The following is a 14,397-nucleotide window of genomic DNA, read 5'->3' on the forward strand; positions in this document are numbered from 1 at the left end:
TCGGTGCGGAACCGTTAGAGGTTACCCCTGGGTTCCGCAGACTTCGAGCTGAGCCGTGCTCGTGTCCTGTACCAGGATGTACTGCACCGTGACCTGCTGACCACCGGAATACGTCAGCTGCGCCGGCATCAGCAGTTCAGTCTGGTACGGGTCGAGTTCGCCCAGCTCGTACGACGAGATCACCGGCCGGCCGTCCATCGAGTCGATGAACTGGCGACGGGTCTGGCCGGCCTGCTCCTGGTCGCACAGGTAGCTGTAGGCGAGCGAGTAGTCCTCGTCCGCGAGCGCGTCGAGGTACTCCCCCACCTGGGCCTGCGCCTGCTCGGTGAGCGCCTGCGTGGTGGTCAGGCCGATGCCGATCGCCGCGATCGTGCCGCCACCGCAGCAGAGCGCCACGACGGCCGCGACGATGCCGACACCGAGCCAGATGCGGCCGGCCCGGCCCTCGACCGGCGGCGCGGGGAACGGCGGCGCCACACCGGGGCCGGGCGGCGGCGGCGACGCGACGCGCGGTGCCGGCTGGGGAGGTGCCGCCTGGGGCGGTGCTGCCTGGGAAGGCGCCGGCTGGGGCGGTGCCGCCTGGGGCGGTGTCGGCTCACCGGGCGTCGGCACGGCGTCGGGTCCGGCGAGGCTCATGGGGTCAACATTAATCGCTCGATCTAGCGATGCGGGTGCGTGGCCCGATCACTGCCGGCCACCCGCACCTCGCCGCCCGGCTCCGCGGTCGCCAGCTCCTCGAACGCGGACGGCTCGTCGATCGACTCGGCCATCAGCGGCACCGCGGCGATCTTGACGTCGAAGTCGCTCAGCGCACGCCGGTAGGAGCCCACCGACTCCCACTCGGTGACCAGGCTCCAGTGCGCCGGGTCGTCCAGCGCGCGGGTGAGCCGTCCGGCCGTGTAGCCCGGCCGCGCGGCCAGTGCCGCGAGTGCCGCGCGCCCCCGCTCCGCGAAGCGGTCGGCCGCGTCCTCGGCCACGACGAAGCGGTTGATGACTAGCACCGGCGGATCCCCTCGGCCGACAATCGAAACCCCCATACGGTACGACGAGAGCGAGATCCCCGTGTCCCGGCTGAACCCGACCGGCGTGTTCCTCGCCACGCTGCTGGTGGTGCTCCTCGGCCTGCTGATCCCCGGCCCGGCCGGCGGCGTGCTCCTGCTGCTGCTCACGGCCGCCGTGATCGCGCTGGCCGCGGCGGTCTGGCGGGCCACCCCGGCGGCGCTGCGCCCGGTCCGGGTCGTGATGATCGCGCTGCTGCTCGCGGCCGCGATCTGGAAGCTGGTCTGATCTCATGCATCCATGCGTCTTTGACAATGATTTCCACACTCCGGACAGTGGAAATCATGTCAAGCAGCAACACCCCCGGCTTCCGGACATCTAAGATATTTCGCCCGCGTCTGGCCGCCGTCGCCGCCACCGCGCTGCTCGGTGCCACGGCGCTGACCGCGTGCGGCGACGACAGTGGCGCGGCCGCGTCGGCCGGCGACAAGCTCGGCGTGGTCGCCGCGTTCTACCCGCTGCAGTTCGTCGCGGAGCGCGTCGGCGGCGACGCGGTCTCCGTCACCAACCTGGTCAAGCCCGGCGCCGAGCCGCACGACCTGGAGCTGAACCCGCAGCAGGTCGGCCAGCTCACGGACGCACAGCTGGTGGTCTACCTGAAGGGCTTCCAGCCGGCCGTGGACGAGGCGATCACGCAGAACAACGCGGCCCGCTCGTTCGACGCGAGCACCGCCGTGCCGCTGCTGTCCGGTTCCGAGCACGCTCACGAGCACGAGGGTGAGGCCGAGGAGGAGCACGCGGAAGAGGAGGAGCACGCGGAAGAGGAGGAGGGCGGCACCGACCCGCACCTCTGGCTCGACCCGACTCGGCTGGCCACGGTCGCGGACGCGGTCGCGGGCAAGCTCGCCGAGGCCGACCCGGACCACGCCGCGGACTACACCGCACGGGCCGCCGCGCTGCGCACCGAGCTGACCGCGCTGGACACTGAGTTCAGCACCGGCCTGCAGACCTGCGAGCGCCGGGAGATCGTGACCAGCCACACCGCGTTCGCCTACCTGGCCGACCGCTACAAGCTGGAGCAGATCGGCATCTCCGGCATATCCACCGAGGACGAGCCGTCCCCGCAGCGCCTTGCCGAGGTCGCCGCGGAGGCGAAGGAGCACGGCGCCACCACGATCTTCTTCGAGACGCTGGTCAGCCCGAAGCTCGCCGAGACGATCGCGCAGGAGGTCGGCGCGAAGGCCGAGGTGCTGGACCCGCTGGAGGGCCTGGCCGACGGCGCGACCGGGGACTACTTCACCGTCATGAGGACGAATCTGGCGTCGCTGAAGACCGCACTAAGCTGCTCCTGATGGACATCGTCTCGGTTGCGCACGGGGTGGTCGGCTACGACGGCCGCCCCGTGCTCCGTGACGTCTCGCTGACGGTCTCCGCCGGTGAGGTCGTCGCGGTGCTCGGTGCGAACGGCTCCGGCAAGTCAACGTTGATCCGCACGATCCTCGGCCTGGTCCCGCTGTCCGGCGGGACCGTTTCGCTGTTCGGGACGCCGCAGCGGCGCTTCCGGCAGTGGCACCGGGTCGGTTACGTGCCGCAGCGCCTGGACGCCGGTGGCGGCGTGCCCGCGACCGTGGGCGAGGTGGTGGCGTCCGGACGGCTGGCCCGGCGCGGCATCCTCCGGCCGCCGGGTGCGGCCGACCGGGCAGCGGTCGCGGCCGCGCTCGAGTCCGTCGGGCTGACCGGCCGCGCCAAGGACCCGGTGGCCACGCTCTCCGGCGGGCAGCAGCAGCGCACGCTGATCGCCCGGGCGCTGGCCGGCGAGCCGGAACTGCTGGTGCTGGACGAGCCGACCGCGGGCGTGGACTCGGCCAGCCAGGTCGCGTTCGCGGACGCGCTCGCCGGGTTCCTGCACACCGGCGGCACCGTACTGCTGGTCGCGCACGAGCTGGGCCCGCTGCAACCGCTGATCCAGCGCGCGGTGGTGGTACACGACGGGCGGATCGCGTACGACGGGCCGGACCTCCCGGCACCGGCCGGGCACCACGCGGACGCCGGGCACGACCATCAGCACCAGCACTGCGCCGAGGATTCGAGCCTGGCGATCGTCCGGGGAGCGGTGGACGGGTGAACCTGTTCCAGTACGACTTCATGATCCGCGCGCTGATCGGCGCGCTGGTGATCGGTCTGACCGCGCCCGCGCTCGGCATCTACCTGGTGCAGCGCAAGCTGTCCCTGATCGGCGACGGCATCGGGCACGTGGCGCTGACCGGCGTCGGCGTCGGCCTGCTCACCGGCCAGTCGCCGGTGCTCACCGCCGTGCTCGTGGCCGCGATCGGCGCGATCGGCGTCGAGCTGGTCCGCGAGCGCGGCCGCACCTCCGGCGACCTGGCGCTGGCCGTGCTGTTCTACGGCGGCATCGCGGGCGGCGTCGTGCTGGTCGGCCTCTCTCCCACCGGCACCGGGAACAGCCTCACCGCGTACCTGTTCGGCAGCCTGACCACCACCTCGGCGAGCGACCTGACCGTGATCGTGGTGCTCGGCCTAGCGGTGCTGGTCACCATGGTCGCGCTGCGCCCGGCGCTGTTCGCGGTCTGCCACGACGAGGAGTACGCGCGCGTCTCCGGTCTCCCGGTCCGCGCGCTCAACCTGCTGCTCGCCGCGACCACCGCGGTCACCGTCACGATCGCGATGCGCGCGGTCGGGCTGCTGCTGGTCAGCGCGCTGATGGTGGTCCCGGTCGCGGCCGCGCAACAGATCACCCGCGGCTTCCGGGCCACGATGGCGCTCGCCATGCTGATCGGCGTGGCCTCGGCCGGCGCCGGTGTCACCCTCGCGGGGGAGGCGAACACCGCGCTCGGCGCCACGATCGTGCTGCTCACCATCACGGTCTTCCTCGGCCTGGCGATCGGCGCGGGCGTGTGGCGCCTGGTCCGCCGCCGGATGATCCCGGCCGCCCCGGTCAGCACCCCCGAACCTCCGGACGTGGTCCTCAACCACTGAGTTGTACGGTTGCTGGGTGACCAGCGCGACGGGGTACGGAGCCTACGAGGCCGCAAGCGAACTTCTCCGTGCCCTCTCCGCGCCGATCCGCGTCGCGATCGTCACCGAGCTGGCCAAGGGTGAGCAGTGCGTGCACGACCTGGTGGAGACGCTGGGCGCACCACAGCCGCTGGTCTCCCAGCACCTGCGCGTGCTGCGCGGTGCCGGGGTCGTGCGCGGTTCCCGGCGGGGCCGGGAGATCGCCTACGTGCTCGTCGACGAGCACATCGCGCACATCGTGGCGGACGCGGTGAGCCACGCCGGCGAGTCCGGCGCCACCGTGGTCACGAAACGAACCCCCGCTTCCGCTTCGGTGCATGACCACGCCGCGCCCACGCCCGCCGGAGACTCCCGATGATCGCTGATAACGCGGCCCAGGCCGCCGCCGTCCGCAACACCCGCCAGCGCACCGCGGTCAGCTCGCTGCTGGCCGAGGTCGAGGGCTTCCACAGCGCCCAGGACCTGCACGCGATGCTCCGCGACCGCGGCGAGCGGGTCGGCCTGACCACGGTCTACCGCACGCTCCAGGGCCTCGCCGACAGCGGTGAGATCGACGTCATGCGCCCGCCCGGCGGCGAGCACCTCTACCGCCGCTGCAGCTCCGGCCACCACCATCACCTGGTCTGCCGCTCCTGCGGCAGCACCGTCGAGGTCGAGGGCCCGGCCGTCGAGTCCTGGGCCGACCGCGTCGCCGCCCAGCACGGCTTCGTCGACGTCAGCCACACCCTGGAGATCTTCGGCACCTGCAAGGCCTGCGCCGGCGCCTAGGTCCTGTATCCCGCGGAGCTGACAACCGGCTGCAGATCCCGGCGTGCGCGGCCGATGACCGTGCGGGACGCTGGGGTGCGTGAAGATTTATGCGGATCGCATGCCCGTGTTCGTGCGTCAGGTCGTCACGGATCTGCTGGTAATAGCGTGGGTCTACGCGTGGATCAGGCTGGGGCTCTGGCTGCGCGACCTGATCGAGAAGCTCGCGGTGCCCGGTCAGAAGCTGGAGGGCGCCGGCCAGGGGATCGCGGACAACCTCACCGACGCCGGCACCAAGGTGGGCCGGGTGCCGATCGCGGGCGACGAGCTGACCGCGCCGTTCACCCGGGCCGCCGAGGCCGCGCTGGGCCTGGCGAACGCGGGCCGCGACCAGCAGGAGCTGGTCGCGGATCTGGCCTGGGCGCTGCCGCTGGCGCTCGTCGCCGTACCGCTGGGGCTGGTGCTCTTCGCCTGGCTGCCGCTGCGGGTCAGGTGGATGCGCCGGGCCGGGTCCGCGGCGGCCGCGCGCGGCTCGGTCGCGGGCCGGGATCTGCTGGCGTTGCGCGCGCTGACCGGGCAGCCGGTGCGCCGCCTGGCGAAGATCAACCCGGACGTGGCCGGTGCCTGGCGGCGCGGCGACGAGGCGGCGATGGAGGCGCTGGCGCGGCTGGAGCTCAGGTCGCTGGGTCTGAAGTAGGCAGCCGGCGCCGCACGTCCGGGACCGTGGCCGCTCCCGGTTCCCACGGTGCGACCCACTCCCCCGGCCCGCCCGGCGGCACGATGCCGCGCTCCAGGAATGCGTACCGCCCGGCCAGCAGGCGCCGGGCGGCCGCGTTGTCGACCGAGTCGGTGTTGGCCCGGAGCGCGTCGAAGAGCGCGTCCGCGCGCAGCCGGGCCTGGCGGCTGAACAGGTCGGCCAGCTCTATCACCTCGGGGTGCGCGGCGGCCTCGGCGCGGGCGCGCACACAGGCGGCGGAGATCGCGAACAGTTCGGCGCCGATGTCCACGATCCGGGCCAGGAACGCCTGTTTCCGCTCCAGCTTGCCCTGCCATCGGCCCATCGCCCAGAACGTGGACCGGGCCAGTTTCCGCGCGCAGCGCTCGACGTAACGCAGGTGGGTGGCCAGGTGACCGAAGTCCGCGTACGCCCCGGGGTCTGGCCCTTGCCGACGGCCAGCGTGGGCAGCCATTTCGCGTAGAACGCACCGGCCCGGGCGCCGGCGCGGGCCTTGCCGGTCAGGTTGACCTCCGGGTCGATGATGTCGCCGGCGACCTGGAGGTGCGCGTCGACCGCCTCGCGCGCGATCAGCAGGTGCATGATCTCGGTGGAGCCCTCGAAGATCCGGTTGATCCGCAGGTCGCGCAGCTGCTGCTCGGCGGCGAGCGGGCGTTCGCCGCGCGCGGCCAGCGACGCCGCGGTCTCGTAGCCGCGGCCGCCGCGGATCTGCACCAGCTCGTCCGCGATCTGCCAGCCCATCTCGCTGGCGTACAGCTTGGCGAGTGCGGCCTCGATCCGGATGTCGCCGCCTTCCTCGTCCGCGAGCAGGCAGGACAGCTCCAGCATGGACTCCATGCCGTAGGTGGTGGCCGCGATGAACGACAGCTTCTTCGCGATCGCCTCGTGCCGGCCAATCGGCTGTCCCCACTGGACGCGGGCGGCGGACCACTCGCGCGCGGCGGCCAGTGACCACTTCCCGGCGGCCACGCACAGCGCGGGCAGCGACAGGCGGCCGGTGTTCAGCGTCGTCAATGCGATCTTCAATCCACGACCGACGCCGCCGACCACGTTCCGGTCCGGTACGAACACGTCGTGGAAGCGGGTGACGCTGTTCTCCAGGCCGCGCAGGCCGAGGAACTCGTTGCGGCGCTCGACCGTGACGCCCTCGCTGTCGCCCTCGACCACGAACGCGGTGATCCCGGCGTCCGGCACCCGGGCCATCACGACCAGCAGTGACGCGATCGTGCCGTTGGTGGCCCAGAGTTTGACACCGTTGAGCCGGTAGCCGCCGTCGACCGGCGTGGCGGTGGTGCGCAACCGGGCCGGGTCGGAGCCGGAGTCCGGCTCGGTGAGGAGGAACGCGGACACCTCGCCGGCGGCCAGCCGGGGCAGGAACGCGCGGCGCTGCGCCTCCGTGCCGAAGAGCTTCAACGGCTGCGGTACGCCGATCGACTGGTGCGCGGAGAGCAGCGCGCCGAGCGCCGGGCTGACCGACCCGACCAGCGTGAGCGCGCGGCAGTAGTGCAGGTGGGAGAGCCCGAGCCCGCCGTACCGTGGATCGATCGTCATGCCGAACGCGCCGAGCGCGGCCAGGCCGGTGAGCACCTCGTCCGGAATCCGGGCCGCACGCTCGATCAGGGCGCCGTCCACCTCGGACCGCAGGAACGCCTCCAGGCGCCCGAGGAACTCCGCGGCGTCGCCGGCCCGCGCCGGGTCGTCGTCCGGGTACGGATCGATCAGGTCGAGCCGGAACCGGCCGAGGAACAGCTCCTTGGCGAAGCTCGGCCGGTCCCACTCCTGTGTGCGGGCCTCCTCCGCGACGCGGCGGGCCTCCCGCTCGGAGACGTCGGCACGCCGCGTGGCGTCGGAACGGTCTGTGGTCGTCACGGCACAACCCCTGACACGGTACGGACGCACGCCGTACCCTCCTGCCTCAGCACGCTACCCGCTGTCAGCGCGGGTTGGGCAGCACCGGCTCGTTGCTCTCCTCCGCATAGGCGACGTCGTCGTCCTCCTCGTCGTCGTCCGCCCAGTTGCGGCGCGCGAACGGCAGCAGCGCCCAGAACGTGGCGAACCACAGTCCGGTGACGGCGGTGAGCACGATCGCCCAGGTCAGGTTCAGCAGGAAGTCCGTGATCACGAAGACGGAGCTGACCATCGAGATCAGCATGAACGCGAGCCCGCCGGTCGCCATCTTGTGCGCGTACTTGACCAGCTCCGGCTTGCGGCCCTGGCGGAACAGCGCGCGGTGGAACGCGACCGGCGAAATGATCATCGCGGTGGCGAACGCGGCGGAGACCAGCGCGATCAGGTACACGTCCTTCTGCAGCTGCGTGGTCTGGCCGAAGCCGGCCGCGAACGGCAGCGTGAGCAGGAACGCGAAGAGGATCTGGACGCCGGTCTGCGCCACGCGCAACTCCTGGAGCAGGTCCTGGAAGTTGCGGTCCCAGCGTTGCTTCTCGGTCTCCTTGGTGTGCGCCATCGCCTGCCCTCCATATGTGCTTCAGCGGGCCCTCTGATGCCCGGACCGCGTGAAGATCAAACCCGGTGGAGCGGCAGCCAGCGAGCCGCGAAGTCGACCGCGGCCGGCAGTGCGACGCGCGTGCCGGTGCCGGTGCCGACCACTCCGGTGTGGACCGGTACGAACTCGGGCAGATCAGCGCCGATCAGCTCGAAATCGGACGCGTCAAACGCCACGTCCTCCCAGGTCACCCAGGTACGCGCGCCGTCCGGCCCGCGTACCGCGCCGCCCTCGGTGTGCCGGGGCGCCCGGTTCCAGCGGTACTCGGCCAGGTGGAACGACGTGCACGTGTCCCAGCCGGTGCCGAGCATCACGATGTCCGCGCCGAGCCGGTACAGCCGGCCGAGCGGGGACGTCTCGCCCAGCCCGTCGCCGAGCGCGTGCCCCTCGGTGATCTCCGTGGCCTGTGGCCCGAGCGCGGCGAACGACACCTGCGGGTGATCGCTGCGTCGCGCGCCCGGCCAGGTACGCACCTGCTCGGCCACCGCGCCCATGGCCCGGCTGGGCGTGCGCGCGGGGTCGAACGCGGGCGTCTCCGCGCGGATCACGTCCCACCACTCGACCGGCACCGGCGGATTGACCCAGCGGGCCGGGTCCGAATTGACCGGGGTGTGCGCGGGCACCACCAGCGTGCCGTCCGGGCCGAGCACGTCGCGCAGCGCCAGCACCACCGCCTCCGCGCCGCCGCACACCCAGCCGATCGCGCGCAGCGAGCTGTGCACCAGCACGACGCCGCCGGGACGGACGCCGAGGGCGGCCAGGTCCGCGGCCAGCGAGGAACGGGTCGGCGGAAGGAGACTCACCCGGTGACGATACCGGCCCTGGCGATGATCTCGTCGGCCAACAGTTGTGGAACCCGCTCCGGCACCCAGTGGTCGACGCCGTTCACCGCGGCGAACCGGTAATCCGCGGTCACGTACCGCGCGGTGCGCTCCGCACCGGCTCGGCCGAGCGCCGGATCGCCGTCGCTCCAGACCAGCGTGGTGGGCACCTCGATCCGGCCGGTCTGCAGCGAGGCCGGTGCGCGGTACCAGTTCAGCGCCGCGGTCAGCGCGCCGCGCTCGCGCATCCGGGACACGTAGAGATCGGCGCGCGCGCCGATCAGCATCGTCCGCAGCGCCCGGCCGCGGAACGCGAGCAGCACCGCCTCGGCCAGGAACCGCCGCCGGAACAGCAGGATGTACGACGAGCGGCGGCGCTGGTCACGGTCGTTGCGCAGGGCCCAGCCCATCGCGCGCGGGTGCGGCACGGAGACGGCGGTGAGCGACCGCACCCGGTCCGGGTGCGCGCCGGCCAGCGCCCAGGCGACCATCGCGCCCCAGTCGTGCCCGCACACGTGCGCGGACTCCAGGCCGAGCGCGTCCAGCACCGCGACCGCGTCCGCGACCAGTTCCGCGAGCGTGTACGCGGCCGCGCCGGACGGGCGCGCGCCCGCGGAGTAACCGCGCTGGTCCAGCGCGTACGTCCGCAGACCGGCCGCGTGCAGGTGCGGCACCACCAGGTCCCACTCCGCGCTGTGCTGCGGGAAGCCGTGCAGCAGCAAAATCGGCTCGCCGTCCGCCGGCCCGCCGGCGCGGACGTCGAACGTGAACCCGCGGGCGGCTACTCGTACTGCTGCTTCGGCGCCGGGATCTCCTGCCACGTCTCGACCTCCAGGTAGGGAACCGTGGCCTCGTTGACCGGGTCCTTCGCCGTCTGCGCGGTGTAGGAGCCGGTGACCTCGATCCATGTGTCCGAGGGTACGGCGGCCGGCACGTTGCCGCTCAGACCGACCTTGATCGGCCGGCCGTCCGCGGCGCAGCAGCTGAGGATCATGCGAGCCAGCATCGGCTGCCCGTCCGGCCCCTGCGTGACGAAGCCGGTGAGCAGCAGCCGCCGGTCGGTCAGCGACTTCCCCTCGTCGAAGACGGCCCGGGACGCGTAGTCCAGCATGGTCACCTTGACCGGGTCGCCCTCCGGCAGCGCCGGGTAGTCGGACTCGGCCTGCTGGCCGGCGAGCGCGCTGCCGGACTGGCCGGCCGCGTAGGCGCCGAGCGCGGGCGGCGCGACCAACAGCAGGCCGAGCACCGGTAGGATCAGCAGCCAGCCGACGCGCGGCTCGTGATGTTTGTGCCCGTGGCCGTCGTCCTCCTCGTGGTCGTGCGCGACCTCCGGCTTGCGCAGGTCGTACCAGAGCGTCATCACGCCGGCCGCGATGAGCAGCAGCGCGGAGGCGATCAGGAACGGTTGCAGCATCTCCTTGACGTAGCGCAGGTAGAGATCGCCGATGGACGCCTTCAGGATCGCGCCGCCGAACAGCAGCATGATCACCGCTTGGGCCTGACGATTCATCCCCGAACCCCCATCACAGCAGCACCATCCCCACACCGGAGGCCACCAGGACCGCCGCCACGAACGTGGCCGGCGCGAACCGGGTGGCGAAGCGGCGCCCGAAGACGCCGATCTGCATCGAGATCAGTTTCAGGTCGACCATCGGGCCGACGACCAGGAACACCAGCCGCGACGTGAGCGAGAACTGGGAGAGCGAGGCGGCCACGAACGCGTCCGCCTCGGAGCAGATGGAGAGCAGCACCGCGAGCACGGCCAGCGCCAGCACGGCCAGCACCGGCTGCTCGGCGAGGCTCTGCAGCCACGCCTCCGGCACCACCACGTTGATCGTTGCGGCCGCGGCGGCGCCGATCACCAGGAAGCCGCCCGCGTGCACGATGTCGTGCCGGGTGGCGGCCCAGAACGCCTGCATCTTCGAGACGCCGTCGAGGTCGGGCCGGTGCGGCAGCTTGATCCAGTCGGCCTTGCCGAGGCGCAGCCAGAGCCAGCCCATCATCATCGCCACGATCAGGCTGGCGACCGCGCGGCCCACCACCATCTCCGGATTGTTCGGGAACGCGACCGCGGTGGCGGTCAGCACGATCGGGTTGATCGCGGGCGCGGCCAGAAGGAACGCGAGCGCGGCGGCCGGCGTGACACCGCGCCGGATCAGCGAGCCGGCGATCGGCACGGAGCCGCACTCGCAGCCGGGCAGCACCACACCGGCCGCGCTGGCCACCGGGACCGCCAGCGCCGGGTGCCTGGGCAGCGCCTTCGCCCAGAACGAGCGCGGCACGAAGACCGCGATCACGGCGGACAGCAGCACGCCGAAGACCAGGAACGGCACGGCCTGCACCATCACCGAGACGAAGACGGTGGTCCAGGTCTGCAGGACCGGCGCGGAGATCAGGCCGCCGAGCGGGTTGCGGAAGATCACCAGCAGCACCAGCAGCACGGCCAGCACCTCGACCGACCCGACCCGGCCGCCGAGCGGTGTGCGCCGCGGCGGCTTCTGACCGGGTGGCGGCGCGGCCGACCAGTCGATCTCGTCGTCCGAGAAGGTCTGCGTCACGCCCACAACCCTAGCGTCCAACAGCCGGTCACCCTGCGGTAGCGTCAGCGAGACAACTTCACATCCGACAGGGGAGCGCACAGCGCTGAGAGTGCGGCGGAGCACGCCGCAGACCCTCAACCACCTGATCTGGGTAATGCCAGCGCAGGGAGTTCGGTCTTCCACTCCATCGCCGCGCCACGGTTCCGTCCGCCGGAACCGTGGCGCGCGTCTTCCCCCCATCGTGTTCAGGGGGTAATACATCATGAGCAACACCTCAAACAGGTGGCGCACCGTCGACATCGTCGTCGCCTCGGTGATCGCCGCCGCGTTCGGCGTGGTCTTCTGGGCGTGGGGCCTGGTCTGGGGCGGCACCGAGGCCGCGTTCGCGTTCTTCCCGCCCGCGCAGGCGGTGCTCTACGGCGTCTGGCTGATCCCGGGCGTGCTGGCCGGCCTGATCATCCGCAAGCCCGGCGCCGCGCTCTACGCGGAGACGCTGGCCGCGATCATCTCCGCGCTCCTCGGCAACGCCTGGGGCACCACGGTCATCCCGCAGGGCCTGCTCCAGGGTCTGGGCGCGGAGCTGGCGTTCCTGGCGACCGGCTACCGCTCGTTCCGGCTGCCGGTCGCGGTGCTGTCCGGCCTGCTGGCCGGGCTCGCGGCCGCGCTCTGGGACACGTTCGCCTACTACGCCGCGAACGACCTGGTCACGTTCCGGATCCCGATGATCGTGATCACCGCGCTGAGCGCGGCCGTGATCGCGGGCGCGGGCTCGTGGGCGCTGGCCCGCGCGCTGGCCGCGACCGGCGTGCTCGACCGGTTCCCGTCCGGCCGGGAACGGGACCGGGTCTAGATGCGTGCCGACGTCCGGGGCTTCGGGTGGCGGTTCGCCGGCCGGCGGGACTGGGCCGTGCGCGGCCTGGACCTCACCGTCGAGGCCGGCGAACGCGTACTGCTGCTCGGTGCCTCGGGCGCCGGCAAGTCCACGCTGCTGGCCGCGCTCGCCGGGCTGCTGCCGGAAGACTCCGGCGAGTCCGAGGGCGTGATCAAGGCGGAGCACGCCGGGCTGTTGTTCCAGGATCCGCAGAGCCAGCTGGTGATGAGCCGCGCCGGTGACGACGTGGCGTTCGGCCTGGAGAACCTGGGCGTGCCCGGACCGGAGATCTGGCCACGCGTGGATCAGGCCCTCGACCTGGCCGGATTCCGCTACGGCCGGGACCGGCCGACCGCGGCGCTCTCCGGCGGTGAGGCGCAGCGGCTCGCGCTGGCCGGCGTGCTGGCCATGCGTCCCGGGCTGCTGCTGCTCGACGAGCCGACCGCGAACCTGGACCCGGCCGGTGCCGCGCTGATCCGGGACGCGCTGGCCCGCGCGCTCGGCCCGGACACCGCGCTGATCGTGGTCGAGCACCGAGTCGCCGAGGTTCTGCCGCTGATCAACCGAGTGGTGGTGCTGGCCGCGGGCGGCGGCGTGCTCGCGGACGGGCCGCCGGACCGGGTGTTCGCCGAGCACGGCGCCGCGCTGGCCGAGGCCGGCATCTGGGTGCCCGGCCACCCGATCGCACCCCGGCGGGCTACGCACGCGGCCGGCGACGAGGTGCTGCGCGCGGACCGCGCCACGGTGCACGGGCGCCTCGACCCGACCGACCTGGCCGTCCGGGCAGCGCACGTGCACGCGGTGCTCGGCCCGAACGGCGCCGGCAAGTCCACGCTGGCCCGGCTGCTCGGCGGCCTGCTCGCCCCGGACGCCGGCGCGGTCCGGGGCGCCCCCGCGCTGGCCGGGCCGGACGCGTCCCGCCCGCCGCACCGGTGGCGGGCCGCCGCGCTGGCCGGCCGGATCGGCTCGGTCTTCCAGAACCCGGAACACCAGTTCGTCACCGGTACGGTCCGGGAGGAACTCGCGCTCGGCCCGCGCCGCCAGCGGCGTACCCCCGATGAGGTGGAGAAGGTGGTGGACGGCCTGCTGGAGCGGCTGCGGCTGACCCGGCTGGCCGGTGCGAACCCGTTCACGCTGTCCGGCGGCGAGGCCCGGCGGCTGAGCGTGGCGACCGCGCTGGCCGCCGGCCCGGCGGTGCTGGTCCTGGACGAGCCCACGTTCGGCCAGGACCGCCGCACCTGGCTGGAACTGGTCGACCTGCTCGCCGCGCTGCGCGACTCCGACGGCGCCGCGATCGTCGCGGTCACCCACGACCCGGACGTGGTCGCCGCGCTCGCGGACGAGGTGACCACGCTGTGACGCCGGTCCTCGCGCGGCGCAACCCGGCCGCGAAGCTCGCCGCCGCGCTGCTCTTCTCGCTGCCGCTGATCGTGACGCTGGACCCGGTCGCCCCGGCCGTGGCGGTCGCGATCGAACTGGCCGTGTTGCCGCTCTTCGGCGTCCGGCCGCTGACGCTGCTGCGCCGGGCCGCCCCACTGCTGCTCAGCATCGCCGGCCTGCTGGTCACGCTGCTGCTGTTCGCGGCCGACCGGTCCGGCACCGTGCTGCTGGACGCCGGCCCGGTCGTGCTCACCACCGGCGTGCTGTGGACCGCGCTCGGCATGGCGCTGCGCGTGATCGCGATCGCGCTGCCCGGCCTGATCGTGCTGGCCACCACGGACCCGACCGACCTGGCCGACGCGCTGGTCCAGAACGCCCGGTTCTCGCCCCGGTTCGCGATCGGCGCGCTCGCCGCGTTCCGGATGATCCCGCTGCTCACCGACGAGTGGCGGACACTGGCCGCGGCACGCCGGGCCCGTGGCGTGGACGCGGGCCGCAACCCGGCCGCTGCGGTCCGGATCTTCGTCTCGGCCGCGTTCGCGCTGCTGGTCGGCGCGATCCGGCGGGGTGTGCGGCTGGCCACCGCGATGGACGCGCGCGGCTTCGACGCGCGGACACCGCGCACGGTCGCCCGGCGGCAGTCGTTCGGCTACCCGGACGCGCTGCTGATGGCGGCCGCGGCCGCGCTCAGCGCCGGGGCGCTCGCGATCAGCGTGCTGACCGGCGTGTTCCGGCCGATCATCTGACTATCGGATGCGCATGTT

Annotated in this window: 16 protein-coding genes, 2 pseudogenes and 1 riboswitch; of the genes and pseudogenes, 10 read left to right on the forward strand and 8 right to left on the reverse strand. The window is 72.9% G+C overall.

Annotation, left to right across the window (positions count from 1 at the left end):
* Nucleotides 1-21: 21 nt before the first annotated feature.
* Together J2S42_RS14355 and J2S42_RS14360 are read right to left on the reverse strand one after the other, a co-directional pair.
* Complete coding sequence (locus J2S42_RS14355; RefSeq protein ID WP_307239407.1) at nucleotides 22-636, reverse strand: hypothetical protein; 615 nt, start codon at nucleotides 634-636, stop codon at nucleotides 22-24.
* Between the two features lie 23 nt (nucleotides 637-659).
* Nucleotides 660-1,001, reverse strand: a complete 342-nt coding sequence (locus J2S42_RS14360; RefSeq protein ID WP_307239409.1) for an antibiotic biosynthesis monooxygenase family protein — start codon at nucleotides 999-1,001, stop codon at nucleotides 660-662.
* 61 nt (nucleotides 1,002-1,062) lie between these two features.
* Between J2S42_RS14360 and J2S42_RS14365 the strand changes: the two genes are divergently transcribed.
* The 7 genes and pseudogenes from J2S42_RS14365 to J2S42_RS14395 all read left to right on the forward strand — a co-directional run bounded on the left by J2S42_RS14365 (nucleotide 1,063) and on the right by J2S42_RS14395 (nucleotide 5,479).
* On the forward strand, nucleotides 1,063-1,287 hold the full coding sequence (locus J2S42_RS14365; protein WP_307239411.1) for a hypothetical protein: 225 nt from the start codon (nucleotides 1,063-1,065) through the stop codon (nucleotides 1,285-1,287).
* A gap of 56 nt (nucleotides 1,288-1,343) precedes the next feature.
* Nucleotides 1,344-2,351 carry a metal ABC transporter substrate-binding protein gene (locus J2S42_RS14370; RefSeq protein ID WP_307239413.1) on the forward strand — a complete coding sequence of 336 codons (1,008 nt, stop codon included), beginning with the start codon at nucleotides 1,344-1,346 and terminating at the stop codon, nucleotides 2,349-2,351.
* The gene (locus J2S42_RS14375; RefSeq protein WP_307239416.1) at nucleotides 2,351-3,124 is read left to right on the forward strand and encodes a metal ABC transporter ATP-binding protein; all 774 of its coding nucleotides are present in this window, start codon (nucleotides 2,351-2,353) and stop codon (nucleotides 3,122-3,124) included. Before J2S42_RS14370 ends, J2S42_RS14375 begins: the two co-directional genes overlap by 1 nt.
* Complete coding sequence (locus J2S42_RS14380) at nucleotides 3,121-3,996, forward strand: metal ABC transporter permease (RefSeq protein ID WP_307239418.1); 876 nt, start codon at nucleotides 3,121-3,123, stop codon at nucleotides 3,994-3,996. Before J2S42_RS14375 ends, J2S42_RS14380 begins: the two co-directional genes overlap by 4 nt.
* Before the next feature lie 16 nt (nucleotides 3,997-4,012).
* Nucleotides 4,013-4,306 (forward strand): annotated as a pseudogene (locus J2S42_RS14385) (ArsR/SmtB family transcription factor); the annotation flags it as partial.
* Nucleotides 4,307-4,389: 83 nt separating this feature from the next.
* On the forward strand, nucleotides 4,390-4,803 hold the full coding sequence (locus tag J2S42_RS14390; RefSeq protein ID WP_307239420.1) for a Fur family transcriptional regulator: 414 nt from the start codon (nucleotides 4,390-4,392) through the stop codon (nucleotides 4,801-4,803).
* A 100-nt stretch (nucleotides 4,804-4,903) separates the two neighbouring features.
* The gene (locus J2S42_RS14395; RefSeq protein WP_307239422.1) at nucleotides 4,904-5,479 is read left to right on the forward strand and encodes a hypothetical protein; all 576 of its coding nucleotides are present in this window, start codon (nucleotides 4,904-4,906) and stop codon (nucleotides 5,477-5,479) included.
* On the opposite strand, the pseudogene J2S42_RS14400 reads toward J2S42_RS14395, so the two are convergent.
* The 6 genes and pseudogenes from J2S42_RS14400 to J2S42_RS14425 form a co-directional block, all read right to left on the reverse strand.
* Nucleotides 5,457-7,387, reverse strand: a pseudogene (locus tag J2S42_RS14400) (acyl-CoA dehydrogenase family protein). The gene J2S42_RS14395 and the pseudogene J2S42_RS14400 overlap by 23 nt on opposite strands.
* A 64-nt stretch (nucleotides 7,388-7,451) precedes the next feature.
* On the reverse strand, nucleotides 7,452-7,982 hold the full coding sequence (locus J2S42_RS14405; protein ID WP_307239424.1) for a DUF6328 family protein: 531 nt from the start codon (nucleotides 7,980-7,982) through the stop codon (nucleotides 7,452-7,454).
* A 56-nt stretch (nucleotides 7,983-8,038) separates the two neighbouring features.
* Nucleotides 8,039-8,824 (reverse strand): AAC(3) family N-acetyltransferase, encoded by a 786-nt coding sequence (locus J2S42_RS14410; protein WP_307239427.1) that lies wholly within the window; start codon nucleotides 8,822-8,824, stop codon nucleotides 8,039-8,041.
* Nucleotides 8,821-9,663, reverse strand: a complete 843-nt coding sequence (locus tag J2S42_RS14415) for an alpha/beta fold hydrolase (RefSeq protein WP_307239429.1) — start codon at nucleotides 9,661-9,663, stop codon at nucleotides 8,821-8,823. Before J2S42_RS14415 ends, J2S42_RS14410 begins: the two co-directional genes overlap by 4 nt.
* Nucleotides 9,624-10,352 (reverse strand): TIGR03943 family putative permease subunit, encoded by a 729-nt coding sequence (locus tag J2S42_RS14420; protein WP_307239432.1) that lies wholly within the window; start codon nucleotides 10,350-10,352, stop codon nucleotides 9,624-9,626. The genes J2S42_RS14415 and J2S42_RS14420 overlap by 40 nt, the downstream gene beginning before the upstream one ends.
* Before the next feature lie 13 nt (nucleotides 10,353-10,365).
* On the reverse strand, nucleotides 10,366-11,400 hold the full coding sequence (locus J2S42_RS14425; RefSeq protein ID WP_307239435.1) for a permease: 1,035 nt from the start codon (nucleotides 11,398-11,400) through the stop codon (nucleotides 10,366-10,368).
* Between the two features lie 59 nt (nucleotides 11,401-11,459).
* Nucleotides 11,460-11,569, forward strand: a riboswitch (TPP riboswitch).
* 75 nt (nucleotides 11,570-11,644) lie between these two features.
* Between J2S42_RS14425 and J2S42_RS14430 the strand changes: the two genes are divergently transcribed.
* From J2S42_RS14430 to J2S42_RS14440, 3 genes are read left to right on the forward strand one after another with little or no spacing between them, the layout of a single operon-like run.
* The gene (locus J2S42_RS14430; RefSeq protein ID WP_307239437.1) at nucleotides 11,645-12,232 is read left to right on the forward strand and encodes an ECF transporter S component; all 588 of its coding nucleotides are present in this window, start codon (nucleotides 11,645-11,647) and stop codon (nucleotides 12,230-12,232) included.
* On the forward strand, nucleotides 12,233-13,612 hold the full coding sequence (locus J2S42_RS14435; RefSeq protein ID WP_307239439.1) for an ABC transporter ATP-binding protein: 1,380 nt from the start codon (nucleotides 12,233-12,235) through the stop codon (nucleotides 13,610-13,612).
* Nucleotides 13,609-14,379, forward strand: coding sequence for an energy-coupling factor transporter transmembrane component T family protein (locus J2S42_RS14440; protein WP_307239440.1), 771 nt, complete (start codon nucleotides 13,609-13,611; stop codon nucleotides 14,377-14,379). Before J2S42_RS14435 ends, J2S42_RS14440 begins: the two co-directional genes overlap by 4 nt.
* The last annotated feature ends 18 nt before the right edge of the window (nucleotides 14,380-14,397 follow it).

The sequence above is a fragment of the Catenuloplanes indicus genome (assembly GCF_030813715.1).
GTDB lineage: Bacteria > Actinomycetota > Actinomycetes > Mycobacteriales > Micromonosporaceae > Catenuloplanes > Catenuloplanes indicus.

What these genes read in the sequence shown, in the direction of transcription:
- J2S42_RS14405 (WP_307239424.1), bottom strand. Translation starts at nt 7,982, where the DNA reads ATGGCGCACACCAAGGAGACCGAGAAGCAACGCTGGGACCGCAACTTC.
- J2S42_RS14355 (WP_307239407.1), bottom strand. Translation starts at nt 636, where the DNA reads ATGAGCCTCGCCGGACCCGACGCCGTGCCGACGCCCGGTGAGCCGACA.
- J2S42_RS14435 (WP_307239439.1), top strand. Translation starts at nt 12,233, where the DNA reads ATGCGTGCCGACGTCCGGGGCTTCGGGTGGCGGTTCGCCGGCCGGCGG.
- J2S42_RS14375 (WP_307239416.1), top strand. Translation starts at nt 2,351, where the DNA reads ATGGACATCGTCTCGGTTGCGCACGGGGTGGTCGGCTACGACGGCCGC.
- J2S42_RS14420 (WP_307239432.1), bottom strand. Translation starts at nt 10,352, where the DNA reads ATGAATCGTCAGGCCCAAGCGGTGATCATGCTGCTGTTCGGCGGCGCG.
- J2S42_RS14395 (WP_307239422.1), top strand. Translation starts at nt 4,904, where the DNA reads ATGCCCGTGTTCGTGCGTCAGGTCGTCACGGATCTGCTGGTAATAGCG.
- J2S42_RS14390 (WP_307239420.1), top strand. Translation starts at nt 4,390, where the DNA reads ATGATCGCTGATAACGCGGCCCAGGCCGCCGCCGTCCGCAACACCCGC.
- J2S42_RS14430 (WP_307239437.1), top strand. Translation starts at nt 11,645, where the DNA reads ATGAGCAACACCTCAAACAGGTGGCGCACCGTCGACATCGTCGTCGCC.
- J2S42_RS14370 (WP_307239413.1), top strand. Translation starts at nt 1,344, where the DNA reads ATGTCAAGCAGCAACACCCCCGGCTTCCGGACATCTAAGATATTTCGC.